Here is a 26,212-nt window from a genome sequence, read left to right on the forward strand (position 1 = left end):
AATGAGTACTCATATTGAAGCTAAAGCTGGGGAAATTGCAGAATCTGTTTTATTACCGGGCGATCCATTACGTGCAAAGTATATTGCAGAAACTTTTTTGGAAGGCGCTGTCTGTTACAATAATGTTCGCGGTATGCTCGGTTATACAGGAACTTATAAAGGGAACCGCGTATCGATACAAGGCACAGGAATGGGCATGCCTTCAGCATCGATCTATATCCACGAATTAATTAACAATTATGGAGTTAAAAATTTGGTTCGTATCGGAACTTGTGGTGCCATCCAATCTGATGTGAAAATTCGGGATGTTATTATTGGGCAAGCTGCGGCGACGGATTCGGCTATGATTCGTAACAACTTTCCAGGCTACGACTTCCCTCAGATTGGAAACTTCGAACTAATTAAGAGATCATACGAAGTTGGAACCGCTAAGGGCCTAAATCTTCACGTAGGAAATGTGTTATCCTCTGATGTGTTCTACACAGAAGATAATTCCATAGTTACTAAGCTTGGCAAACATGGTGTATTAGCCGTAGAGATGGAAACGGCAGGACTTTATTACCTTGCTGCAAAATTTGGGGTAAGAGGGTTGTCTCTATTAACAGTTAGTGATCATCTCATTACAGGTGAGCAAACCACGGCGCTCGAAAGACAAACCACGTTTAATGACATGATCGAGGTTGCATTGGAAACGGTGACGGCGTAGGTATTGATAGGAACCAAAAAAATGGATAATGATAGTGGTTGTAAGATGGGACAGGGGACAGGAGCTAGGCTCCTTGTCCCCTTTTATTGCGCCTTAATGAAATCCACTTTTGGATCATGTACAACGGGCTTCATTTTGGGGGTATGATTCCCACGTAGCTCTTTTCTCTGATTCATATTGTTGCGTAGCAGTGCAAAGATAATAAATAGGGTCCCCACGATTTCAAAACTACTGATTTGATAGCCTTGAAAAGCCATAATAACGAATGTTGTGATCGGCACAAAGTTGATAAATAAGATGCCATTAAGCGAAGATATCATTTTGATTCCTGCATTCCAACTTAGTAAGGCGACTAACCCTGGCAATAAGACCATAAAGGTCATTTCATATTTAATGGAGAATATCGTGTCCCATGTTGGAACAGGAAGCACTTGAAAGCTTGAAGCTAGGGTAACGATGACTAGGTTTACTGCACTTCCTAGCAAACAAGTTAATGTAGAGTAGCGAAGCGTCGACCAATCCTTAAATCGTTCTCCTCCCATCGAATAGATCACCCATCCAACCACTCCCGTAAAGACCAGCAGTAACGGAATAAGGTGCTGACCAGCCATGGTGAAGAAGGTTAATTCCCCATTCGTGATCACAAGCAAAGCACCAATTAGTGCGATGGCTACACTCGAAATCATATATTTTTTCGGGGCTTTTTTGGTCGTAATCCATACGATCAATATGGAGATCATCGGCATGAGCACTTCCATAATGGAGGCGGCAATGGTACCGGGCTCTCCCATGAGATGTTGTCCTAAGAAGACGGCCATATTATAGACTGTGAATGCCATGATTCCGAAGAGCAACAGGGATTTGCCTCGTCCCTCTAAGCGAAACGCTGATCGTCCCTCTTTTAACCAGAGCATTACGCTAAGAATGATAGCCACAGTTAAATAACGGATGAATGAAAAATAGAATGGATCGATTTTCTGCAATGCAATGTGTGCAACGGGAAACATAGCTCCCCACGACATACTCGCAATGAGGCACAATATGGAGCCTAAGATGATTTTCTTGGATAACATGTTGTTTTATCGCTCTCTCTCTTTTAGCAAGAATTTGCCGACGTAGTGTATAAATTATCATAGCGGGATGAAAGATTATAGTAAAATGATTATAAATAACGTTTATGATCATTTATAATGATAATAGACACATGATGTACATACTTTGGAAAGTAGAGGAGGAGCCGTTATGGAGCTTAATGACTTGAGAATTTTTCAGAGCGTTGCGACACATGGAAGTATCAGCAAAGCGGCGCTTGAGCTAAGCTATGTTCAATCCAATGTGACAGCAAGAATTAAGCTGCTCGAGAAAGAACTCCAAACGCCTTTATTTCATCGCCATAAGCGTGGAATGATTTTAAATACGGAAGGTAAACGATTGTTGGAACATTCAAGGGAAATTTTATCGAAGGTAGAGGAGATGAAGCGCTCATTTCAAGATAAATCGAACCCCTCCGGTATCCTCAAGATCGGGATCGTAGAGACTGTGATTGCTCTTCCCGATATTTTATCCTCTTACCATAATAAGTATCCTAATGTTGAACTATCACTAAAGGCCGGAGTAACCGATCTTCTGCTGCAAAAGGTCATTGATATGAAGCTGGATGGAGCGTTTGTTACTGGACCTATTAGGCATCCATTAATCGAACAGGTCGAGGTGATTCAAGAGAGGTTAGTACTTGTAACGAAAGGAAATACCTTTTCGATGGAGGACATCACGACTAAGCCCCTACTCCTATACAATAAAGGTTGCGGTTATCGTGGGAGATTGGAAAGTTGGATGAAGGTGGAGGGAATTATCCCGAAACAGATCATGGAGTTTGGAACTTTTGGGACGATTATGGGGAGTGTAGCTGCAGGGATTGGGATAACGATTCTGCCCGAATCATCCGTTACAGATCTGGTTACAGGTGGAACTGTATTCTGTCATGATGTGCCTGAACCTTATCGTGAAATCACGACGATATTTATCCGGCGTAAAGATTCGTTGTTAACGAGCACACTTCAATGTTTCATTGATGAAATTGTGGCTCGGACGGGACTAGAACAAGAGGAATCACTAGAGTAGTTATAGATTGGATGGTATCAGGCTTCATAGTTGGCAGGTTGTTACCAATATTTAGCACACAACTAATCAGGGTTGTTGTCGTCAGAACTATAGGAACAAATCAAACAACAAGGTGATGACAACATGAGCAAAACAAAAAGAACCCTACTATTGCTACTAATTACGACTATGCTCTACTCAACTTCAGCTCCGGCTCATACGGCAGCAGCACCTTCGGCTCCTGTAGCGGCGATCTATATGGACGGGAATCTGCTTCAGCTTGATGCCCAGCCGTTACTCGTAAAGGACACTGTACTCGTTCCTATGCGCCAATTGTTTGAAGAACAAGGAGCTAAGTTATCCTGGAATGGTGCTACTAAAACAGTAACGGCGAACAAGGACAATCTGAACATGACCTATCATATTGGGGAGCAGACGGCTTACCTAAATGGACAACCACTAAACTTGACCGTTCCCGGCCAAATTAATCAAGGCTACACGATGATGCCACTGCGATTTGTTAGTGAAGCTCTAGGTAGTACCGTGAAGTGGGATGCTAATACTCGGACGGTTCGTATTACGACTAAGGTTGATTACACAACGACGGTTCTATCGGGAGTGAACCTTCGAAATACGCCAGACTCTACGGTAGATTCTAGTGCCCTTGAAATGTTGCCTAAGGGTGAGAAGGTTCATGTGATCAAGGAAGTGGGAGCCTTCTGGCTAGAAGTGCGTACCCAGGATAATAAGATAGGATACATATCGGCCAAACCCAAATATACGGACTATACAAGTACAACCCTCGCTGAACAACAAGCGGACGAGCTGATTGCATATGGGGAGAAATATCTAGGTAGACCCTATGAATTCGGGGCTTCAACGGATCAGACCGATACATTTGATTGCTCTTCTTTCGTTCGACATGTCTATTTAGACAAGCTATCTATTGAACTTCCGCGTGTCTCCTATAACCAGGCTAAGGAAGGCCAAGAAGTCGGAATCAACGAGTTGCGCAAAGGGGATCTGTTGTTCTTCAGTGCACGGGGACTAGATATTGGTCATGTAGCCATCTATGTAGGGAATAATAAGATACTGCATACGTATTCGAAAGAGCTTGGCGTTCACTACGAGACCTTAGGGGATAAGTGGATGAAACGGTTCGTAACTGCCCGGAGGATGTTTTAGTGAAGAGATATTGAGTAGAGTTCTGTTGTACGGCTTATTCATCGTAATAAACCCTTCAGTTGCACCATGCATCTGAAGGGTTTATTTGTGTTTAGTTTATCTGCATCTGATTCAACCGGCTATACACTCCACCGGCAGCAATTAGCTCATCATGCTTACCTTGTTCGGCTATGCCATGTTTATTAACGACGACGATGCGATCGGCGTTGCGGATGGTGGAAAGGCGATGCGCTATGACTAACGTTGTGCGGCCAATAGATAACTCAGACAGTGATTGCTGAATAGCTGCTTCCGTCTCGGTATCAAGCGCAGAAGTTGCCTCATCCAAGATAAGGATAGGAGGATTCTTAAGAAACATGCGAGCAATTGATAAGCGTTGCTTCTGACCACCTGACAACTTAACTCCACGTTCACCGATGACGGTATCCATTCCCTCTGGTTGATTACGGATAAGCTCTTCAAGCGATGCTCTTCGAGCTGCTTCCCATATCTGCTCTTCTGTTGCATGTAGATCGCCGTAAGCAATATTTTCCCGGATCGTACCTGAGAACAGAAATACATCCTGTTGTACAATCCCGATATGCTTGCGGAGTGACTCTAGCTTAAACTTCCTGATATCAACACCATCTACCGTGATCCGACCCTCGTCCACATCATAGAAACGGGGAAGCAGGCTGCAAATAGTGGTCTTACCTGCACCCGATGGCCCCACAAAGGCAATGGTCTCCCCGGCATGGATCGTTAGATCAAGATTTTGTAAAATAGGTCTATTTACTTCATAACCAAAGGTTATATGCTCAAATTGAATATCGCCTTTTACGCTGTCTACTGTAATGGCATCTGGAGCATCAGCGATATCGGGCTCTGTATCGAGAATTTCCGTATAACGTTTGAATCCGGCGATTCCTTTAGGGTAACTTTCAACAACAGCATTAATCTTCTCGATCGGTCGAAAGAAAATATTAGAGAGTAAGATAAAGGCCATGAATTCTCCTAGAACAAGCTTACCTTGGATAAAGAACCAGGCTCCGCAGATCATGACAAATATCGTAATGAGGCGCATCATCATGTAACTAATCGAGATACTTTTGGCCATCGTTTTATAAGCAAGTAGCTTTGTTGTGCGGTAGTTCTGATTATCAACTGCGAATAGCTTCTCTTCGTGTTTTTCATTGGCAAAGGATTGTACCACACGGATTCCGCCTACGTTATCTTCGATTCGAGCATTGAAGTTACCGACTTCCCCGAATAGATTTCTATAGGTTGAAGTCATTTTTCTACCGAAGAAGATGACCAGCCATGCCATGAATGGCACGATAATAAAAGTAATGAGTGCAAGTTCCAAATTAATATAGGCCATCAACGAGAACGAACCGATTAGCGTCATAACGGCGATAAACACATCTTCTGGTCCGTGATGCGCGAGCTCACCAATATCATTCAGATCGTTCGTGATTCTGCCCATGAGGTGACCTGTCTTGTGGTTGTCAAAGAAGCGAAAGGATAATTTCTGTACATGCCCAAACATCTTGCGGCGCATATCCGTCTCAATATTGATACCCAGCATATGGCCCCAATACGTGACAATATAGTTCAGTACGGTGTTAAGAGCATAGATAGCGAGCAAGGCGACACATGCCAGCACGATAAGCGACCAGTTACCGCTAGGTAGTAAGTCATCAATAAATTTGCTCACGGCAAGTGGAAATGCTAGTTCGAGCAGCCCGGCAACTATGGCGCAAACAAAGTCCAATATAAAGAGGCCTTTATAAGGACGGTAGTAAGAGAAAAAACGTCGAAGCAAAAGATATCACTCTTTTCGTAATTATTAGATAGTATGGGTATTCATCTATCCTATCATGCAATGTGGAGGAGGGACAGAGGAACAGGAACTTGTCCATATTTTTGGTTTTGAGAGAAATCCTATCCTTTTTGACCCAAAAACCCTTATATCCATGCATATGCAACCGCTGGTTGACAGATTGTGAACTAAACTTGGTAGTCATGAATAGATCGATATTATATGATGAGCCTGAGGTGATGACATGGAATTTGCAGATAAATTGCAAAAGTTCAGAAAAGAAAGAGGCATGTCGCAAGAGAACTTGGCAGCGATCATTGGTGTATCACGGCAATCTGTTTCGAAGTGGGAATCGGGGCAAGCGTACCCTGAACTGGATAAGATTATTGCGTTAAGCGAGCTGTTTAACGTAACCGTGGATAACCTGGTCAAGAATACACCTAGTAGTACGGAATCGGCGGAGAATGTACAACATATTCGGTATGTCGATTCACGATACATGTATCGTTATGAATATAAAAGTAAAAGAACATGGCGGGGCCTTCCGCTGGTACATATCAACATTGGGCGAGGAATACATGTTGCGAAGGGGATTATTGCAATAGGCAATATTGCGATTGGTGGATTATCCATTGGAGGCATTGCTTTGGGAGGATTATGTCTAGGAGGCCTAGGTTTTGGTCTTGTGAGTTCGGGAGGAGTTGTCTTGGGCTTGCTAATGGCGCTGGGCGGTGTGGCAATTGCCCCTATTGCCATCGGTGCTCTTGCTATAGGGATCATCGCTATTGGTAGTCTGGCCATTGGAATGTTCTCAGTTGGCGCATGCGCCATAGCCTCGCATATTGCTATTGGTCAATACGCAACCGGACACATCGCTATAGGTGAATCCGTACGAGGCGCCCAGACCTTACTGATGGAGAATAATAAACTAATAAGTGCAGAACAGGTAAGGGCACTTATTTATCAGGAGTATCCTCGATTATGGAAACCTATTGTTGAGCGCATTATTTCAATTTTCAATTGATTCTTGGTTTCTTATCCTACATTTGGCTGTAAATAAAAATGGCTGGGCAGAAATTACATTCTACTCAGCCATTTTTTTATAATAAAGCCTCATTAAAAGTCAAAGTTATCTGGATCGGGACCGACCCGAAGATTCTGGTTCAAAGCATCAATTCGAGCAATATCATCAGAGGATAACTCAAAATCAAATATGGCTGCATTTTCGATAATTCGATGTTCTTTAGTGGACTTTGGAATCGTTACAATACCATGTTGTAAGTCCCAACGCAGAATAACTTGGGCAATCGATTTGTTATGTTTAGCCGCGATTTCTTGTAATACCGGATGATCTAACAATTGACCTTGCATCAACGGTGACCAAGCTTCTATTTGAATGCCCTGCGTCTTGCAGAAGTCTCTTAACTCTGTTTGCGTTAATTGTGGATGGAGTTCCACTTGGTTAACCATAGGTTTGATTGTAGCGGTCTTCATCAGATCTTCAATATGATGGATTTGGAAATTACTTACCCCAATTGCCTTTACACGTCCTTCTTTATATAGGGTTTCCAATGCTCTCCATGCATCTTGATACTTACCATCTACAGGCCAATGAATAAGATACAGATCGAGATATTCCAGACCTAGCTTGTTTAGGCTAGTTTCGTATGCTGCTAGTGTGGATTCGTATCCTAGATCAGCATTCCAAACTTTTGAAGTGATAAAGAGGTCTTCTCTAGAGATATTGTTCTCCAGAATGGCTTCGTGAATACCTTGTCCGACACCTTTTTCATTGTCATAAACAGCTGCGGTATCGATACTGCGATAACCGTGTTTGATGGCTGATTTTACAGCTTGAACTAATTCCGCGCCTTCTTCTACTTTAAATACGCCGAGTCCAAACCAAGGCATTTGAATACCACCCTGTAAAGTTGTTGTATCTTGTAAGTGTTTCGCAGTCATAGAGAAAACCTCCTGAGTTTTGTTGTTATTTTTTTTAGCTTTATTCAGTAACAGGGTTAGATTTGAGGTTTGCCGCATCTCTTTTTTCCAAGGAACGTGCCCAACCCGTTAAGAATACAGCTCCTAGTACCATTAACGAGCCAACCCACGCTGTATGGATCAGTCCGATGGAGTCCGTAACTACCCCACCTAAATATGCCCCAATTGCAATCCCGGCATTAAAAGCAGCAATATTAACTGCAGAAGCTACATCTACCGCTTTTGGTGCATAACGTTCAGCCAACATCACGACGTACACTTGTAATCCAGGTACATTCATAAAAGCTAGCAATCCCATAAAGAATATCGTAATCAAACCAGCAATTTTAAACGGAGCAGTGAACGTTAGGACGAGAAGTACAATCGCTTGAAAAATAAACATATAGAACAAGGCAGAAACAGGCTTACGGTTGGCAGCCTTGCCCCCAATGACGTTTCCGATAGCAATAGCAATTCCGTATACAAGCAGAATGAGAGCTACTGTTGATTCCTTAAATCCGGTTATGTCATGAAGTAACGGGGATAAATAGGTAAAGACTACGAAAGTACCTCCGTACCCAATGGCCGTAATGGCAAAGGCAAGGAGTAAACGTCCATTCGTAACCAGTTTTAGCTGATCGCGTAGTGGCGTTTTGGTTCCTTTGCGCAAATTAGAAGGAATCAATATCATGTTGGCTATAAAGGCCAAGATACCAATAATAACAATCCCGACAAAAGCCGCTCGCCAGCCCCATTGTTGCCCAATCATGGTACCTAGAGGGACGCCCGTAACTGTAGCTACAGTGAGTCCAGAGAACATAATAGCAATAGCACTTGCCCTACGATGTTCAGGTACGAGGTCAGCCGCGATGGTAGAGCCAATCGACATGAACACACCGTGTGAGAACGCGGAGATGATGCGGGCAGCTAGTAGAATGCCAATTCCACTTGCTGCTGCGGCAAGTCCATTACCGATAATAAAAACGATCATGATCCAGAACAATAAGGTTTTGCGAGGAACATTTGTGGTCAATGACGTTAATATGGGGGCTCCAAAAGTTACCCCTAAAGCATATAAAGTAACGGTTAATGCGGATGCTGTAACAGATATATTGAAGTCCTCAGCGATCAGGGGAAGTAGTCCCACACTGATGAACTCTGTTGTCCCAATTGCAAAAGCACTTATTGCTAACGCCAGGAGTGCTAGTGTACTTCTTTTCTTATCTAGTGACATGTTGGATATGACTCCTTAGTTGGTATTGCCGGCCGGTAAATGCTATTATGAGTTATTCAGCCCGAAATGAATAGTACGCACTTTAGAGTGGTATAGGAACTAACAAGTAATATACGTACTAAAAAGTGCCTATAACATATATAGGAGGACTAAGTCATGACCACAAAGAAATATAATATTTCAGTAGAAGCTACCTTAGAGGTTATCGGGGGGAAATGGAAGTGTGTGATCCTCTGTCATTTAACTCATGGCAAGAAAAGAACAAGTGAATTAAAACGACTAATCCCTTCCATTACGCAAAAAATGTTAACTCAACAACTGAGAGAACTAGAGGAAGATGGCATTGTGAATCGGATTATCTACAACCAAGTACCTCCAAAGGTGGAATACGAGCTCAGTGAATATGGTTGGAGTTTGGAATCGATATTAAACTCCCTGTGCGCATGGGGAGAGGTTCACATTATTAAAGAATATGGCGATAAGTTTGCTGTGTTGGAAGATAATATGCTGAATAAATAGGCAGAGATCATATCTTCTTATCCCATAATCCTCTCAAGTTAGTGGTGAGTTTTTTTTCAATATAGGTATAGGATAAATGGGAGACTAAGATAGATAGAGTGATGGTTGAAACTATATAAATTAATAAAAGTATAGAAGGGTTATGAATATACAAGCTTATCTTACCCATTACCTTTTTCAAGGGAAACATAACCATTGTATGCCACATATATAAGCTGTAACTTATTTTACCTAAATATTGCATGGGGCCGAGTCGTAGAATACTAGATAATAGACCGTATTCAACAATGATAGTTATGAATAAAAGTAGACTTAATACTAGAATTATAGCAGTAGGGATTATTTGCATATAGTACGATAGATAAAGGAGTCCTAAGGTAATAATTCCTCCTAAATAAAATACTTTTCTGGGTTTAAACCATCGCTTGATGGTAGACTCACATAGAAAAACTAAAATACCTACTGTAAAGAAAAGGGCAGCTGGACGGAAATAGAAGATGGCAATACAAACAAGGGCCATTATTGACACAAAAGTATACCTGAAATAGGTATGGAGGGTTAATTTATTGGACTTTTTCCATACAAAAAAGAGGGTTCCTGCAATTAGGTAGAAAGCAGCTTCATAACTTAACGACCAGGCCACGATTTGTGCGATAGGGAGATTGAACATACCTGGAAGTAATAATAGATTGGAAATAAAGTGCACGACGTATGAAGTAACATCAATGTTATTCATCCACTTATAACCGATAATTGGACCCATGATGAAGACACTGATATGAATGGTTAGGAAGACAGGATATATTCGTAATGTACGATCTTTTAAGAATTGCCCCATCGTCCTTTTGGTGGTTAAACTCTTTAGAATTAAGTAACCACTAATAACAAAAAATAAATTCACGGATATCGGTCCCGCATAATTTATGGAGTATAATATGTTGTCGCTAGCAAAACCCTTAATATACCCTTCCAAAACTGAAGAGCCGTAGATATGAAAGATAACAACAGAAAGAGCTAGAAAGCCCCTTAAGCCTACTAATGTGTTATTGATTTTCTGCATCTCTGTCTATTTCTCCTAATGACCAGCAAGGATCAATTATATGATTCATTAACACTAATAATAGCAATGTATAGGATTCGGTTAAAGTATATTTTATCTCGATTGATGTTTAATGTGAGCCCGGTCATATCTTCTGGAAACTTGGCATGTTACATTTAGCGTTATTTGGTTCGTATACCAGAAAGAGGTGCATCCTTGAAGCTTCCAATTTTACAGATCGGGCAGATGAAAGCAGCAGTCCCAATTATGCAGGGAGGTATGGGTGTCGGTATATCATTAAGCGGCCTTGCCTCTGCCGTAGCTGGCGCGGGTGGTATTGGTACCATTTCGGGCACAGGAATATCTATTGACGAATTAAGAGCGCAGATCCGGAGAACTAGAGAATTGTCGAAGGGGATAGGATATTTCGGCGTAAACGTACTGTTTTCCATGAAGGATTTTGCAGAAAAGATGAAGGTTGCCTTGGAGGAAAAGGTAGACTTCATTATATCAGGTGCGGGTATTTCAAGAGACATGTATGCCTGGGGCAAAGAACATGCAACCCCGGTGATTTCTATTGTTTCCACTGCAAAGTTGGCTAAGCTCTCTGAACGATTGGGAGCCTCGGCAGTTGTTGTCGAAGGTCATGAAGCTGGAGGCCATTTGGGTACGGACAGAAAATTGTTTGAGATCTTACCTGAAGTAATAGAGGCTGTGAATATTCCGGTTATTGCAGCGGGTGGAATTTTGACGGGGGAAGATGTCGCTAAAGCGATCAAGATGGGGGCCTCTGGAGTTCAAATGGGAACTCGTTTCGTTGCTAGTGACGAATGTGATGCTCCTTTGGCTTTCAAGCAAAAATATGTTGATGCCGGGGAGTCGGATACGATTCTGGTTAAAACAACCGTCGGATTACATGGAAGAGCGATCAAGAATAAACTTACAGAGATTATAATCAACGAAGAAACCAAGATTAGAATAGAGAAATGCCAAGACTGTCTCAAGTCATGTTCATACCGGTTTTGTACAATGGATCACTTGCTTAAATCACTCAAAGGTGATGTTCAGAACGGTTTGGTGTTTGCGGGTGCAAGAGTACATGAGATCAAAGAAATATTGTCAGTATCACAAATCATCGACAACATCATGAGTGAATATCGGTTAGCGATGAACTAAATTAACACGAGCGAGAAGAGGGCGCCTACATAGGTGCCCTTTTTGTTTGGGACAATAACCCAGTTACCGTCACCTACCTCTACAATGAGAAATAGAATTCTATCTCTCCGCGAAGGATATTGAATCCGAAGGTGGAATCATGTTTCTGCAAAATAGCTCTTACAATCGATAGACCAAGGCCCGTTCCGCTAAGCTGTTTATTTCGGGAACTCTCCAACACGTAAAATGGCTCCCAGATGTTATCCCACTGCCCCTGCGGTTGCCCCTCATGCTCCTCGATTCCATTGGCTATCGTAAAGAACAAGTTATCATCCTTGTTAGCAAGGGTAATATGGATACGTCCATCCGTTGTATATTTCACCGCATTAGTTATCAAATTATTCAGGACCATCTCGATCTTCTGTTCATCTGCCACAACTCGTGAATCTTTAAGCAAGCTATCATCCACAGAGATCTCAATGTTCTGCTGCTGAGTAGAAATGCGATACTTCTCTAATGTCCTTTCGAACAACAGTTTGAAATCCCAAGCGCTCATCGTATATTGATCCGTCTGCAATCTAGAAAGATCGAGAAGCTTGCTCACTAACCTCGAAATATCATCGGTTTGCTGCTCAATAACATCAATATAAGTACCATCATCCATTCCATCCTTTATACCTGCAGAGTAGGCCTTGATTAAGGACAGGGGGGTCTTCAACTCATGCGATATATCTGCGATAAAATTGCGCAAGTTTTCATTTTTAACTGCTAATTCTTGATGTGCATACTCTAACTTATCACTCATTAGATTAATGCTCTGCGCTAAAATCTCGATTTCATCGCCCGTTTGCACTTGGACCTTGGTGAAAGATAACTTCGAAATTTCCTCTGCTGCTGTCTGGATTTGAGCTAGTGGCTTTACGATGCGTCTTGTAAACAGCCCAGACAACAAGATCAATAACAACAACTCTCCAACATAAATATATATATATTAAATTGATTGACGATCCTCAGCGTCTCCGTTGAATGTGAGATCGACTCACCAATGACAAAGATCTGATTATCCTTCTTCAAAAAAGAAACAAGAAAGCTCGATTTCAACTTTTCCTGGTTATAGATCTTTCGAACAATCTTATTCTCGTTGAGCTTTTCGATACTTTCATCCGTGATCCAGAACTTGCTCAGTGTAATCCCTTTTCTACCCAAGCTATCTTTGATTAGCTCATTTAGGTTATCTACATTATCCGTTAGAGTCGTATAAACAATGGTTACACTATGCTCATTCTCAAGGACCTCCACATCTTGTAGCAACTGCTTCGTATCCATCATCTCGATCTGTTCTGTTAGAGCAGACAGTGATTGTTTTTTCTGATACAAAAGATATTTAGGTAAGAAAAAAGTGTTCATGACAAAAGAAAAAATAACGACCACAGAAAATACAAGTAAAATCCGCGCAATTAACTTTTTATTTAATTTATTCATGGGTTTCTTCCAAACTGTAGCCCATACCCCGATGTGTTTTTATCACATGATCACCGATCTTAGCCCTAAGTCTGCGGATATGCGTATCGACCGTTCTTTCTTCGCCAAAATAGTCGAATCCCCAAACTTGGTCTAACAAAGCTTTTCTCGAGAGAATGACCCCTTTATTTTCAATAAAATAACGCATTAAATGAAACTCTTTATTCGTTGCCTGTAGGTCCTTATTATTTCTGAAAATCTTTTGCCCGGCCATATCTATTTTTAGATCCTCGATATAAATTAGGCTTTCCATTTGCAGTAGTTTTTTGGTTCTTACAATCAATACCCGAGGATCAAACGGTTTGCTCATATATTCATCCGCACCTGATTGTAATGCGATTAATTCATCATCAGCCTCACCTTTTGCCGTTAACAACAGCACTTTGGTCTTGCTCTGTTTCTTGATCTCCGTGCAGACCTCTATCCCATTCACTTTAGGCATCATCCAGTCGAGAACCGCTAAATCGATTTTATGATGGTAGAAAATATGCAGAGCTTCTTCACCGTCATATGCTTGATAGGTCGTGAAGCCTTCTTTTTCAAAATAAGCATTTAGAATCTTGAGCATATAGGGCTCATCATCTGCGATTAATATATTCATACAGGCTCCTTTTAATGGATATGGGCCTTATTAGGGTTGCCATCTATCGTCGTTCTTATCTCATGACCACTAGCCCTTCGGATCAAATCCATGACCTTATCCGTACCCTCGCCATGCTCATGTTCCTTCATTCTATCAATGTACTTCGTCCGGTTCTTATATAATTGCTTGATCGCTTTAAGGAAGCTTTGCGATGTCATCTGTTCTTCAAGTAATACATCGGCGAAACCTTGCTGTTGAAAATTTTGAGCATTCACCTGTTGCCCCGAACGGTTTCCACCCTGGATATGAGGAATTAACAACATCGGTTTTTGCAGTGATAGAAGCTCCATAATGGAACCCGATCCAGCACGGGACACGACGATATCTGCCATGGCTAGTAGATCCGGTAACTCTTTCGTGACAAACTCATAAGACTTATAACCAGGCATCGACAGAGTATGATCTAGCTTACCTTTCCCACAGATATGAACAACCTGAAAGTTTTCTACCAGCTCAGAAAGTACACTTTTCACCATTTGGTTAATGCGATGTGCTCCTTGACTGCCTCCCATAATAAGCAGAACAGGTTTGTCCGAAGTGAAACCGCAGGAGATGAATCCGCGTAGCATGCTGCCTAATTTGAGTTCTTCTTTTAGGATTGGGCCTACATATACAGTCTTGGGCGAATTATATCTCTGGGCTGTCTCCCGAAAAGTAGTGCACATAATCTGCGCAAAAGGCCGTGAGATCCTATTAGCAAGTCCCAAATTGAGGTCAGGTTCATGAATAATAATCGGCACTTTATTGAGTTTCGCCCCAAGCACAACCGGTACCGACACGAATCCTCCTTTTGAGAAAATCACATCGGGCTTCAGTTTCCGAATCAGTCGGTAAGATTGAAATATGCCTCGTACGACTTTGAACACGTCGGTCACATTCTCCCAGGAGAGATATCTTCTCAATTTCCCCGTAGAAATAGGGTGGTAAGTTACTTCTTTGTACTCGGCCGTTAGCTTACGCTCAATCCCATCTTCTGATCCAATATAATGGATGTCCCAATTCTCTTCACTACACCTTGGGATCAATACTAGATTACCTGACACATGGCCAGCAGAACCTCCACCGGTAAAAACGATTGTTGTACTCATGCCAGGAACCCTCCTTGCTGTAGCATTGTTCTTATTTCTGATTTGCTCTGCAAAGACTGATCTGACTGGTAACTTTGAAAATCTACAGGCATGCTAGTGGCATAAGCTTCTTGTAATCCTTCAATAGGAAAAGGGGGCAGGATCACATAATATTGATCATCCATGTTAAATGAAGTGTTGCTTTCAAATTCTGAAATCAGCGATTCACTCAAGCTTTCGCCAGGGCGAGCGCCTGCTTCGTTAATTTTAATGTTTGTCGTCGATAACTCCTGGATCAATACTTCAGCAAGATCTTTGATGTTACATGCAGGCATTTTCGTAACATATACCTCGCCACCACGACTTTCCTCCGTCGCTTTAAGTAAGAGTGTAATAGCATCTTCTATAGTTAAGAAAAATCGGGTCATTCCCGCATCCGTAAGGTTAATGTCCAATCCTTGCTCAATTCGTTGTTTGAAAATAGGAACCACACTGCCCGCGGATCCGAGGACATTGCCACTTCGCACGCATACAAATTTGGTGTTACCTTCCCGGAGGTTGGCATGTACAATCAGCTTCTCTCCAATGGCTTTGGTCATTCCGTAAGTGCTAGATGGGTGTGATGCTTTATCGGTCGATACATAGATTACTTTATCAACTTCGTTTTTGATCGCTGCTTGAATGACATAACCAGTCCCGATTACATTCGTCTTCATCGCACTGTCTGGTTGTTGCTCACAGATTGGCACATGTTTTAAGGCCGCTAAGTGGTATACATAATCCACGTTCTGACAAGCCTGCATAATCTCATCCTGATCGCGAATATCTCCAATAATAAAAGTTAATTTAGGGTGATGATCAAACTCTTGCTTCATTTCTACCTGTAAGGCCTCATTCCGGGAAAAAATCCGGATTTCCTTGGGCTCTCTTTCTAGCAACCTCGCAACGAGTTCCCGTCCCCAAGATCCTGTTCCTCCGGTAATTAAAATCGTCTTGTTGTTCAATGTTTAATTCCCTCCCTTGAGGACAATTTTAGGGCGCGTATGTTACACCAGTATGGCAAATGGGATAGGGGATGGATATTTGTCCAAGACGACAAAAAAAAAGACACTGCAACAAAATGGTTGCGGTGTCTATGGGATAGCAGATGGGAGAGAAGGGACAGCATTCCTGTCCCAGTAGCTTATTTTTCCTGATCTTTATAAAACCATAGAGGATCATCACAGTCGACATCTCCGTTATAGTTAATGAGGATCTCTTCCCCAGCCTTTATATCGGTATAGGCATAAAAGTCAAACGTGTGATTATCAAAGTTAATGTCGTAAGTTGCGTTAGGTGTATAGGAGTGGTTAAACAAACTGCCGTATCCTAGGACGAGAGCCGCATGGTTAACGCCATATTGAAACACATAATCTGAGAATATGGTCTTATCTATAAACTCATTGTCCTCATCTGGATAAGGAATGACGGGTGCTTCATGTATAAGCTCACCCTTTGCTATATCACGTTTTGCAAATACACCTCTATTGAACTCTCCATCGCTAAGTTTGGAAATTTTAACCTCTATCATGTTAGTCACCTTCGAGTTCTTAAGTTTATGGAGCTTTCGTGAGCTCTTGAGAACGTAATTTTAACCCACTGGTAGCAAAACAGCAATGAAATGTTGAAGATAGAGGAAATTGAGCTATTTACTCGAAAATAAGTAGTACAGCATTTGCCGGATAAAGTTATTATTCGTACAATTCATTTTTTTATTAGTAAAGGGCTGAATGAGGAGGGGGAGAGCGGATGGAAAAGGGAAGACAGGTTCGTTTATTTGACCGGCAGGCCAGGCAATATGAGAATAGAAGAGAAGGTAAAACGCAGCAGCAATGGAGGAAGAAGCTATTAAAACAAGCAGATGGAGAAATCCTGGAGCTTTCCGTAGGGGCAGGAGCTAACTTTCCATTTTATCGACCTCATGTGAAAATTACCGCGGTAGATTTTAGTCCTGAGATGCTGAGCAAAGCAAAGAGAGCCGCAAGTCATCATTCTTTAAACGTCGATTTTATTCTGTCCGACATCGAAGAGCTGGAGTTCCAGGATCATTCATTTGATACCATCGTCTCTACCTTATCCTTTTGCAGTTATGAGAATCCATTACGGGTGCTCCACAAAATCAGTCGATGGTGCAAGCCGGAGGGGAATATTTTATTGATGGAACACGGGATAAGCTCAAACTTTGTAGCTTCGACTGTCCAAAAAGTACTGGATCCCCTTTTGTTTAGAACAATTGGATGTCACCATACTAGGGACATGTTAGGGCTGATCTCACAAACAGAGCTATCAGTCCAGCGAGTGGAAAGTTACTGGTTGAACACGGCCCATCTTATTTGGGCGAAGCCTGGCAAGGGCAAGTAATAAGGTTCTTTAATTATCAATCGAGGGATATGTCACAATGTTATGTCGACCTGAAAATAGTAAAAGCCTGCCGTGGTGGCAGGCTTTTACTTAGTTATATAGTAGAAGATATATTCCAAATTTAGAGTCCTAGTTTGTTGTGACTTTTAATGACCTTGTGGCTTGACTGTTTTTTTACGTTCAGCCATGTATGCTGCAGCCCCAATAATCAGACCGAGTCCAACAAGCAGAGCGCCAACCCATGGAAGTGAGGTTATCGCTAGGTGGGTTATGACCCAACCCCCAATAAAAGCTCCTGCTGCGTTTCCTAGATTACCTGCGGAATGGCTAGCCGTAGAGGCAAGTGCTGGCGCCGATTGTGCTAGACTCATAATCCGAACTTGTAGCCCTGGCATCACCGCAAAGGAAGCAATGCCCCAGAGGAAGATGGTCACTACGGCAGTTATGGGATTATATATTGTAAAGGTGAAGATGGTAAGAATAATACATATCGCAAAATAAAGTCCAAGTAGGGAAGGCATTAGCTTCCAATCGGCAAGTTTCCCACCTACGATATTGCCAATGGTCACGCCACAGCCAAATAGGACCAGTATCCAGGTTACACTATGCTCGGCAAACCCAGTGACTTGCTCTAGTAGTGGAGTGATATAAGTAAACACGGTGAACAAGCTGGCATTACCTAAAGCTCCAATAAGTAAAAATAAAAGTAGCTTGGGTTGGGCCAAAGCCGTGATCTGTTCTGCTAAACTGACTGGCTTCTCTTGTTTAAGTTGCGGAATAAAAATAAGGATTCCGATCAGCGCAATAACTCCCATGATTGCAATCGCACCAAAGGAAGCACGCCACCCCATATGTTGTCCGATAAATGTACCTGGAACACCGATAATATTGGCAATAGTTAAGCCTGCCATCATAATGGACACTGCACCGGCACGCTTATTTGGCTGTACAAGATTGGAGGCAATGACCGCTCCCACACCAAAGAAAGTCCCGTGCGTTAACGCTGTAATCATACGGGCTATCATTAGAATGGTATAATTCGGAGCCAGTACAGAAATTCCGTTACCAATAATGAATAAAATCATAAGCAGACACAAAAGCTTTTTTTGAGGAATTCGTTGTGTGAGGATCGTCAGTATGGGAGCACCAATGGCTACCCCAAGAGCATACATAGTAATCAGTTGCCCTGCGGTTGAGATACTCACATCTAAATCAGAAGCCACATTGGGAAGTAACCCCATAATGACAAACTCAGTCATGCCAATTGCAAATGCACCTACCGTAAGGGAAAGTATGGAGATGGGGAACGGTTCTTTGCGCGCCTGTTTCTTGTCGATACTTTGAGTAAGATCCATGCTGTAAATGCCAACCTTTCTTATGTCTGAAATATAATGAAGTGAAATTATAACCTCGTTATGTAGAAGTCCCGATAAATAAGACCTGATTAACATTATTTAGTTTTATGAAAATATTTTCAAGAGTTATTTTCATATATGACGGAGGATGTTACTTCGATAATGGTGTTACATTAAGATTTGTGATAGTGTATTTACAGCGATATAGAAAGAGGAAGTGAATTAGAATGATCAACATAACCATTCCAACACCGGATGTTACCATTTACAAACAGATTGCTCCTGAACTGAGCAATATTTATGGGTTTACTGATTTCCACCTGATTCCTAGAGATAAAGCGGGAATATTTATGTTTTACAACGACAAAGACGAGTTGTTGTTCGTTGGCAAGGCAAGAAAGTTAAGACCTAGAATTAAAAAGCATTTTGAAGACACGGTATCCGTGATCAAAATGAATAGAAACGAAGTTACTAAGATAGAAGTTTGTTTGATCGAGGACCCTGTTCATAGAGAAATCTATGAAACTTATATCATCAATGAACTCAAGGCCAAATACAATGTGGACAAGGTGTTCTTCGCTTAGTAGCTTGAAGCGCTAAATAAAGATACCAGCAACTATATTGAAATAAGAGGGCACCTACACAGGTGTCCTTTTTTACGTTGACTATCGTTATAATATGGTAAATAATAAGCATGTGGTAACGTTTGCACAGATCTAAGGAGGGCTGTTGAGATGCAATATAGGAGTAATAAGAAGTTGTTGCTTAGTGGATTGATCTTAGTGGTTACTGTCATCATCGTTATTGGAATAATTGCGATTATTCAGGGGAAACAGGATACGAACAGTATCCCAGAAGTAACAAATACCGCCATAGTCGGAACAGCACCCGCGTCTGATGTCAACGCATTGACAATTGCACGAGTAGATCAGGATCATCTTGAGTTGAAGGCTGGACCTCATATCATTATGATCGATGTAATTCAAGCTGATGCGGTAAGTGTACAAGTGAATCCGAACGGAGTTGCCGATCCTGATACGGAAGTGATCGCAAATCGACAGTTCACACCCGTTGGAGCAACAATCGACACCAGTAGTAATCCTATTATCATTTCAACGGAACAAATGGAAGTAAAGATCGATACAGTGAAACGAAGTCTTACCTTTTATGATGCAAAGAAAAAGCTTTTGCTTGAACATCCCGACTTGTTAGAATCCATAGTAGATGAAGTCGAATTTACCCATGATCAGAATGATCGTTTATATGGAATTGGTGGTTATAACGCATCCGAGGGTTCGGCGGATGGGATATTGTTAGGAGATACAATGATTGTCCGAGGCGGACAGCAAGGTCATCCCGGAGCACCGCTAGTATGGAGCAGCGCAGGATATGGTCTGTTAGTAGATACTATAGATGCTAGGTACAATAATGATGAGGGTATTATCTCGTTCAGGAATACTTCAAGGAAAGGTGTGCACTATTACGTCCTCATAGGTACTCCTGCGGCAATGATGAGTACGGTAGCAGATATTAGCGGAACACCTCCATTATTTCCGAAATGGGCAATGGGTTTTATGAACAGTGAGTGGGGGATTGATGAGCAAGAGCTTCTACAGGAAGTGTCCACCTACCGTAAGAAACAGATTCCCATCGATAGCTTCACACTCGACTTTGATTGGAAGGCTTGGAGTGAAGATCAATATGGTGAGTTTCGCTGGAATGAAGTGAAGTTTCCAAGTGGATCATCGGGAGAACTTAAACAAACCATGGATGACCTGGGAATTAAGTTGACCGGTATTTTTAAACCACGCCTACATGTAAATACAGAGCAAGGCAAATATGCATCCGAACATGACTTCTGGTGGCCCGGCAAAAAGAATTATTTAGACTATTTCTCGCATCAGGCAGTAAACGATCTCAATTTTGATAAAGAAGAGGTTCGTAAGTGGTATTTTGAGCATACGAAGCAAGCCTTTGATACAGGAATCATCGGTTATTGGAATGACGAAGCGGATGAAGGTTATACGACAATGCAGTTCATCAATATGCAGAAGGCACTCTACGAGGGACAAAGGGAATATTCCGACAAAAGAGTCTGGTCGATTAATCGGAATTATTATCTTGGCGCACAGAAATATGCCTATGGGTTATGGTCGGGTGATATCACTTCGGGTTTTGACACGATGGCGAATCAACGGGAGCGTATGTTAACCTCGATTAACGTGGGTCAATTCAAATGGGGAATGGATACAGGTGGTTTCCAAAGTAATCCCGAACCTGACAACTATGCACGTTGGATGCAGTTTAGTGCTTTTACTCCTATATTCAGGGTTCATGGCCAACAGGATATGCAGCGTCAACCCTGGTACTTCGGAGATACGGCGGAAGCGGCGGCGAAGGCGGCCATCGAGTTAAGGTATCAACTTATTCCTTATATTTATTCTTATGAACGGATGACTTATGAAACAGGAATTGGACTAGTAAGACCGTTAGTGTTCGATTATCCGCAAGACCCGCAGGTTGAGAATGATGTCGATTCCTGGATGTTTGGAGATTGGCTGTTGGTCTCTCCGGTGGTGAGTCAGGATGAAGCTGTAAAGTCGATCTACTTACCTCAAGGGCAGTGGATTAATTATACGAACGGCACGGAGTATCAAGGCGGGCAAACAATCACTCACCAGGTTGATCTGACAAATTGGTCCGATATCCCGCTGTTCATTAAGCGTGGGGCAATCATTCCGACCCAGCCCGTAATGAATTACATTGGTGAGAAGAAGGTTGATATTCTAACCGTAGATGTATTTCCGGATACATCTGAGACATCATTTATCTATTACGATGATGACGGCGATACCTATAGTTATGAAACAGGTCAATACTTCAGACAGCAACTCTCAACGCAGGCGAAAGCAGGTGAGCTTGTCTTCACAACCGCAAATAAAGTGGGGACGTTCACTCCAGACCTGGGATATTATCTGGTTAAGTTTCATGGTCCTGCTGGAGGGAGCGTGACTTCAGGCGGGTCCGCATTATCTGAAGTTAAAGATGTGGCAGCTCTTACGAACCAAGCCGGTGAAGGTTGGGCACACGGAACTGATAAGTATGGTGATGTAACGTACGTGAAGATTGAGGCAGGATTCTCGAAGAACATAAGTGTAAAATAAGCAAAAAAGCAGACTAAGGACCTAATCAAAAGGCGCCCCTTAGTCTGCTTTTTTTTATTTTATGAACCATTAAGTCGGAGAGGATATGAATATGATTAGGGAAATGGAATCAGGTTTTTGGGTGTTGAAAATTTGTCGAAAAATCAAACTTTTATTCTGGCACATTAATACATCAGTCGACATCAATAGAAATCTTCCTTGAAGTCTATAGAAATGGCTAATAGAATTGAATGAAAACGTGAAAATTTGAAACTATTTGTGAAAATATTCACTTTAATAGAGCAATTGACAATTTTAGGGGTGTAAGATATATTTGTCCTGTGATAGTTCCCTTATACTGGATTAAGACAGATTAATATGATCAATATCACGAAAGTATGACTGCGCTAACGACAATTATATATTTTGGCACACTAATCGAAAGATTAGCTCGCAAAGCCTCGGAATCTAACAGTCTTTGACTCATGATCGTCCGGCTGCAATTAACATCGTTAATGCAGCCGGACTTTTTTGCGTTCCGGGGAGCTAAATCCATAAACTAAGGAGGAAGATATGAAACGGGGTTTGAAACTTGTAGTAACGTGGCTGTTTATAGTGTCAGTGTTCGCAGGATTTATACCAGGTACCCTGCCCGTAAGTTCAGCGGCAGCATCGAATGAATTAATCTGGCCCAATCCGGGAGCGGTTAATCTGACAAAGACGGCTGAGCCTACAGGGACACAGGGTCAATGGAAAGTAACGTTGACGGTTGAGGGTAAGAATATTCAGAGCACTTCGGATGTTGTATTGGTTATGGACCGATCCGGAAGTATGGACGGTAGTCGGATGACCAAAGCTAAAGAGGCTGCGAAGAAATTCGTCGACAATTTGTTAATTAAAGATTCGAAGACAAGAATCGCTTTTGTGTCCTTTGGCGAGGGAGTAACAACTGAATCTGATTTTCAAGGAACAGCAGGAAAAGAGTCTCTAAAGACTAAAATTAATGGTATTTCTGCTTCGGGAGGCACCAATATTCAGGCAGGGATCAATCGTGCCCGTACGTTATTGAATGGAAGCCAAGCACAGAATAAGGTCATTGTCCTCTTAAGTGATGGAGAACCGACGTATAGTTATAAGGCGGGTAAAGCGACAGCTTATAATTGGCCAGATAACAAATTTAAATTTGCTCTTTCAGATTTTGATTACAGTAAACAACTCGGTTCAGGTGATGATTATGCGTTATCTGAGGGCTTTTTCGGAATAGGCAAGGAAACTTATAAAGTAAATGGATTTGACGTAAAAAACAATGGTATTGGCACTATCTCAGAGGCTAAGCTAGCCAAAGATGGTGGCATTGGTATTTATTCCATAGGGCTTGAAGTTGGGGACAGTGCCAATGCAAAGTATGTACTGAATAACACCCAAAATAAGGGCTATTACGAATCTAGCAGTTCTGAACTGAACAAAGTTTTTACAGAATTGTCTAGCAAGATTTCGTATGCAGCACAAAACGCAAGAGTTATCGATCCGATGGGAGCTAAGTTCGATAAGATCGATGGTCCTACGGTATCGCAAGGAACAACTTCTTGGGATAGCAAGTCAGAGACGATAACGTGGGAAATTGGTAACATTGTTGAGGGTTCCCCTGCAACAATGAGCTACATCGTTAAGATGGATAATGATGCAGATCCTAATGTGTTGTATCCGACCAATAAAGTAACGACAATGAGCTATACCGACGTCAATGGTAAATCCACATCGAAGAACTTCATAGTACCTGAAGTGAGCTTCGGTAAAGGTTCCATTACCGTCAGAGGATATAGCGTCAATGCGGACGGTCTACCAATCAATGCAGACGGAGTCGTTGTAGAGAAACCTGAGTTAGCAGAACAGCTATACAACGAACCGTTTATTGTAAATGGAAAACCAGCGCTTGATATCAACAAGCCCTATGATGTAACGGCAAAAGCTGTTGATGGGTATCAGCTCAATGTTGGTACAAGTCCAACAAGTGTGCAGTTGACTACTAAGGCGCCTTCTCCAACCATCTGGTTTGGATATGTGAAAGCCCCTAAAGTCCCTTATACACTCAAAGTTGTATATAAGGCTGGCGACAACGTACTTGAACAGTCTGAGCCAATCAATATACTTCAAGGAGAAGCGGTAGATTACAGCAGTAAGGAATTTGTAGGATATCTTTTCAAGAACGTGGAGCTAAGCCCGATAGACAGCGGCTTAACCTCGAAAGATGGGCACGTAACTGGAAAGATGCCTAATAAAAATGTAACTATTACTTTTAACTATGAAGCTATTGCTCAAACAGTAACTGTGAAGCACATGGAAAAAGGTACGACACATGAAATCAAGGAGCCAACCACTCAAAATGGTGTAACAGGTCAAACAATTGCACTTAATCCAGTAAAGGTGGATGGATACACAGCAAGTAGTGAAAATGATTACAGTTACAAATTTACAGCTGATGCAGACCAAGAGAGAACTTTGTTCTACACAGCGAACACGCAAACAGTCACTGTGAAGCATGTAGATAAAGCTACAAATAATGTAATCACTACAACTACTAGAACTGGTGTAGCAGGTGAATCAATTACACTTGAACCAGAGATTATCTCTGGATACACAGCAAGTAGTGAAAATGATTACAGTTACAAATTTACAGCTGATGCAGACCAAGAGAGAACTTTGTTCTACACAGCGAACACGCAAACAGTCACTGTGAAGCATGTAGATAAGGCTACAAATAATGTAATCACTACAACTACTAGAACTGGTGTAGCAGGTGAATCAATTACACTTGAACCAGAGATTATCTCTGGATACACAGCAAGTAGTGAAAATGATTACAGTTATAAATTTACAGCTGATGCAGACCAAGAGAGAACCTTGCTCTACACAAAGAACGCTCCTGATCTCAAGCGCTTCGTGACTGTGAACTATATTAATCTAGTAACGAATCTACCTCTTATTGATCCTATTATTCGTGAAGGCGTTGTAGGAGATATTCTCCGCGCAGAGCCAATTACAGTAGGTGATGCGGTATACACACCGGATGAGTCTAACGTTGACTACGTAATTACGGACGAATTAAAACAGTCTACTAGTTTTTACTACATCTTGAAAAATGCCGTAGATCAACAACAGGTATTGGTTAAATATCTGGAACTTGGAACGGATGCCGAGCTTGGCAATGATGTTGTTTTCGGCAAACAAGGTGCAACGATCACTCATATACCACCGTCACAGATTACTGTAACTGATGCGGTGTACACTCCTGAGTCACCGACGTACTCAATTACGTTCACTGGTGAGCCAGATCAGGAATTCCTCATCTATTACAGCAAAGATGGAACTCCAGTAGATCAGTATCAACATGTGACTGTGAAGTATCATCTTCAAGGAACGAATACGCAAGTGGCGGAGCCAACAAAGGCAAGCGGTATTGTCGGAAGTACAATCTCATTAAAGGCAATATCGATCCCGGGGTATACTGCTGTGAAGTCTACAGATACCTTCCAGGTTGGGGATAATGAGGGACAGGAATACATTTTCTATTACACGAAAAATACACCTGTTGATCCGAATCCAGGAACGCCGTCAAACCCAAGCACGTCAACTCCAACACCATTGCCACCGGCACCTCCAGTAGTTGCTCCGTTGCCTCCAGCTCCACCAACGTTGGAGAAAGAGAATCATTATAATTACATTAATGGTTATCCAGACGGAACGATCAAACCGGAGAACCGGATCAGCCGTGAAGAAGTTGCAGCGATCTTCTACAGATTGATGGATGATGAGACACGCAGTAGTTACCTTAAGAACGATAGCTCATATGGAGATGTTGAAGGTAGTCGCTGGTCGAATAAACACATCGCTACGATGGAGAACGCAGGCATCATCACTGGCTATCCGGATGGAACTTTCAAACCAGGTCGTCAAATTACAAGAGCAGAATTTGCTGCAATCGCATCAAGATTCGATAATTTGGATGAGCAAGAGAACACATTGTTCTCCGACATTAAAGACCACTGGGCTGCAAAGTATATCGTATCTGCAGCAAACAAAGGTTGGATCAAAGGTTATCCAGATGGAACATTTAAACCAAATCAATACATTACACGTGCTGAAGCCATGGCTTTCATCAACAGTGTATTGAATCGTAAGACTAGAGTACCTGGCATTCATGAAGATGCAAAGGCATGGCCGGACAATAATATAGCTAAGTGGTATTATACGGAAGTGCTTGAAGCGACGAATCATCATGATTACAGCAGAAACGAAGATGGATCCGAGACTTGGACTGAAGTGAAATCCGATCGCGTGTATCCTTAAGAAATAACAATAAAAGC

Annotated in this window: 22 protein-coding genes and 1 riboswitch; of the genes, 10 read left to right on the forward strand and 12 right to left on the reverse strand. The window is 42.0% G+C overall.

Annotated elements, in window-relative coordinates; genetic code table 11:
• The first annotated feature begins 1 nt into the window (after position 1).
• Entirely contained in the window at positions 2-706 is a 705-nt protein-coding gene (deoD, locus tag EJP82_RS08735) for a purine-nucleoside phosphorylase (protein WP_127191649.1), read from the forward strand.
• Positions 707-789: 83 nt separating this feature from the next.
• Here the strand turns inward: deoD and EJP82_RS08740 are convergent, their stop codons facing one another.
• Positions 790-1,779, reverse strand: a complete 990-nt coding sequence (locus EJP82_RS08740; RefSeq protein WP_127191650.1) for a DMT family transporter — start codon at positions 1,777-1,779, stop codon at positions 790-792.
• A gap of 169 nt (positions 1,780-1,948) precedes the next feature.
• Here EJP82_RS08740 and EJP82_RS08745 point away from each other — a divergent pair, with 169 nt between their 5' ends.
• Both EJP82_RS08745 and EJP82_RS08750 read left to right on the forward strand, forming a co-directional pair.
• Entirely contained in the window at positions 1,949-2,827 is an 879-nt protein-coding gene (locus EJP82_RS08745; protein ID WP_127191651.1) for a LysR family transcriptional regulator, read from the forward strand.
• A gap of 123 nt (positions 2,828-2,950) precedes the next feature.
• Complete coding sequence (locus EJP82_RS08750; protein WP_127191652.1) at positions 2,951-3,991, forward strand: C40 family peptidase; 1,041 nt, start codon at positions 2,951-2,953, stop codon at positions 3,989-3,991.
• Positions 3,992-4,082: 91 nt separating this feature from the next.
• On the opposite strand, the gene EJP82_RS08755 is transcribed toward EJP82_RS08750, so the two are convergent.
• Positions 4,083-5,795 carry an ABC transporter ATP-binding protein gene (locus tag EJP82_RS08755; protein WP_127191653.1) on the reverse strand — a complete coding sequence of 571 codons (1,713 nt, stop codon included), beginning with the start codon at positions 5,793-5,795 and terminating at the stop codon, positions 4,083-4,085.
• Positions 5,796-6,036: 241 nt separating this feature from the next.
• Here EJP82_RS08755 and EJP82_RS08760 point away from each other — a divergent pair, with 241 nt between their 5' ends.
• On the forward strand, positions 6,037-6,816 hold the full coding sequence (locus tag EJP82_RS08760) for a helix-turn-helix domain-containing protein (protein WP_127191654.1): 780 nt from the start codon (positions 6,037-6,039) through the stop codon (positions 6,814-6,816).
• 92 nt (positions 6,817-6,908) lie between these two features.
• Here EJP82_RS08760 and EJP82_RS08765 read toward each other — a convergent pair whose 3' ends face one another.
• Together EJP82_RS08765 and EJP82_RS08770 are read right to left on the reverse strand one after the other, a co-directional pair.
• Positions 6,909-7,754, reverse strand: a complete 846-nt coding sequence (locus EJP82_RS08765; RefSeq protein ID WP_127191655.1) for an aldo/keto reductase — start codon at positions 7,752-7,754, stop codon at positions 6,909-6,911.
• A gap of 40 nt (positions 7,755-7,794) precedes the next feature.
• Entirely contained in the window at positions 7,795-9,006 is a 1,212-nt protein-coding gene (locus EJP82_RS08770) for an MFS transporter (protein WP_127191656.1), read from the reverse strand.
• A gap of 156 nt (positions 9,007-9,162) precedes the next feature.
• Between EJP82_RS08770 and EJP82_RS08775 the strand changes: the two genes are divergently transcribed.
• On the forward strand, positions 9,163-9,525 hold the full coding sequence (locus EJP82_RS08775; protein ID WP_127191657.1) for a winged helix-turn-helix transcriptional regulator: 363 nt from the start codon (positions 9,163-9,165) through the stop codon (positions 9,523-9,525).
• Between the two features lie 7 nt (positions 9,526-9,532).
• Here the strand turns inward: EJP82_RS08775 and EJP82_RS28815 are convergent, their stop codons facing one another.
• Positions 9,533-10,585: an acyltransferase family protein gene (locus EJP82_RS28815; RefSeq protein ID WP_127191658.1), complete on the reverse strand. Its 1,053-nt coding sequence runs from the start codon at positions 10,583-10,585 to the stop codon at positions 9,533-9,535.
• A 225-nt stretch (positions 10,586-10,810) separates the two neighbouring features.
• Here EJP82_RS28815 and EJP82_RS08785 point away from each other — a divergent pair, with 225 nt between their 5' ends.
• Positions 10,811-11,740, forward strand: coding sequence for an NAD(P)H-dependent flavin oxidoreductase (locus EJP82_RS08785; protein WP_211350070.1), 930 nt, complete (start codon positions 10,811-10,813; stop codon positions 11,738-11,740).
• A 79-nt stretch (positions 11,741-11,819) separates the two neighbouring features.
• Here the strand turns inward: EJP82_RS08785 and EJP82_RS28330 are convergent, their stop codons facing one another.
• The 6 genes from EJP82_RS28330 to EJP82_RS08810 all read right to left on the reverse strand — a co-directional run bounded on the left by EJP82_RS28330 (position 11,820) and on the right by EJP82_RS08810 (position 16,520).
• Entirely contained in the window at positions 11,820-12,677 is an 858-nt protein-coding gene (locus EJP82_RS28330) for a sensor histidine kinase (protein ID WP_246054018.1), read from the reverse strand.
• Positions 12,674-13,201, reverse strand: a complete 528-nt coding sequence (locus EJP82_RS28335; RefSeq protein WP_246054019.1) for a hypothetical protein — start codon at positions 13,199-13,201, stop codon at positions 12,674-12,676. The genes EJP82_RS28330 and EJP82_RS28335 overlap by 4 nt, the downstream gene beginning before the upstream one ends.
• On the reverse strand, positions 13,194-13,841 hold the full coding sequence (locus EJP82_RS08795) for a response regulator transcription factor (RefSeq protein WP_127191660.1): 648 nt from the start codon (positions 13,839-13,841) through the stop codon (positions 13,194-13,196). Before EJP82_RS08795 ends, EJP82_RS28335 begins: the two co-directional genes overlap by 8 nt.
• 11 nt (positions 13,842-13,852) lie before the next feature.
• The gene (locus tag EJP82_RS08800) at positions 13,853-14,971 is read right to left on the reverse strand and encodes an undecaprenyldiphospho-muramoylpentapeptide beta-N-acetylglucosaminyltransferase (RefSeq protein WP_127191661.1); all 1,119 of its coding nucleotides are present in this window, start codon (positions 14,969-14,971) and stop codon (positions 13,853-13,855) included.
• Positions 14,968-15,954 (reverse strand): SDR family NAD(P)-dependent oxidoreductase, encoded by a 987-nt coding sequence (locus EJP82_RS08805; RefSeq protein ID WP_127191662.1) that lies wholly within the window; start codon positions 15,952-15,954, stop codon positions 14,968-14,970. The genes EJP82_RS08800 and EJP82_RS08805 overlap by 4 nt, the downstream gene beginning before the upstream one ends.
• A 179-nt stretch (positions 15,955-16,133) precedes the next feature.
• Positions 16,134-16,520 carry an SET domain-containing protein gene (locus tag EJP82_RS08810; protein ID WP_127191663.1) on the reverse strand — a complete coding sequence of 129 codons (387 nt, stop codon included), beginning with the start codon at positions 16,518-16,520 and terminating at the stop codon, positions 16,134-16,136.
• A 218-nt stretch (positions 16,521-16,738) separates the two neighbouring features.
• Here EJP82_RS08810 and EJP82_RS08815 point away from each other — a divergent pair, with 218 nt between their 5' ends.
• A complete protein-coding gene (locus EJP82_RS08815; RefSeq protein WP_127191664.1) occupies positions 16,739-17,350 on the forward strand; it encodes a class I SAM-dependent methyltransferase in 612 nt (203 codons plus the stop codon).
• Between the two features lie 146 nt (positions 17,351-17,496).
• On the opposite strand, the gene EJP82_RS08820 is transcribed toward EJP82_RS08815, so the two are convergent.
• Positions 17,497-18,705, reverse strand: coding sequence for an MFS transporter (locus tag EJP82_RS08820; protein ID WP_127191665.1), 1,209 nt, complete (start codon positions 18,703-18,705; stop codon positions 17,497-17,499).
• 227 nt (positions 18,706-18,932) lie between these two features.
• On the opposite strand from EJP82_RS08820, the gene EJP82_RS08825 reads away from it, so the two are divergent.
• The 3 genes from EJP82_RS08825 (at position 18,933) to EJP82_RS08835 (ending at position 26,195) form a co-directional block, all read left to right on the forward strand.
• The gene (locus EJP82_RS08825) at positions 18,933-19,289 is read left to right on the forward strand and encodes a nucleotide excision repair endonuclease (RefSeq protein ID WP_127191666.1); all 357 of its coding nucleotides are present in this window, start codon (positions 18,933-18,935) and stop codon (positions 19,287-19,289) included.
• 150 nt (positions 19,290-19,439) lie between these two features.
• The gene (locus EJP82_RS08830) at positions 19,440-21,869 is read left to right on the forward strand and encodes a glycoside hydrolase family 31 protein (protein ID WP_127191667.1); all 2,430 of its coding nucleotides are present in this window, start codon (positions 19,440-19,442) and stop codon (positions 21,867-21,869) included.
• Between the two features lie 397 nt (positions 21,870-22,266).
• Positions 22,267-22,353: riboswitch (cyclic di-GMP riboswitch) on the forward strand.
• Positions 22,354-22,421: 68 nt separating this feature from the next.
• On the forward strand, positions 22,422-26,195 hold the full coding sequence (locus tag EJP82_RS08835; protein WP_127191668.1) for an S-layer homology domain-containing protein: 3,774 nt from the start codon (positions 22,422-22,424) through the stop codon (positions 26,193-26,195).
• Positions 26,196-26,212 lie beyond the last annotated feature (17 nt).

Source organism: Paenibacillus anaericanus (assembly GCF_003994475.1).
Lineage (GTDB): Bacteria > Bacillota > Bacilli > Paenibacillales > Paenibacillaceae > Fontibacillus > Fontibacillus anaericanus.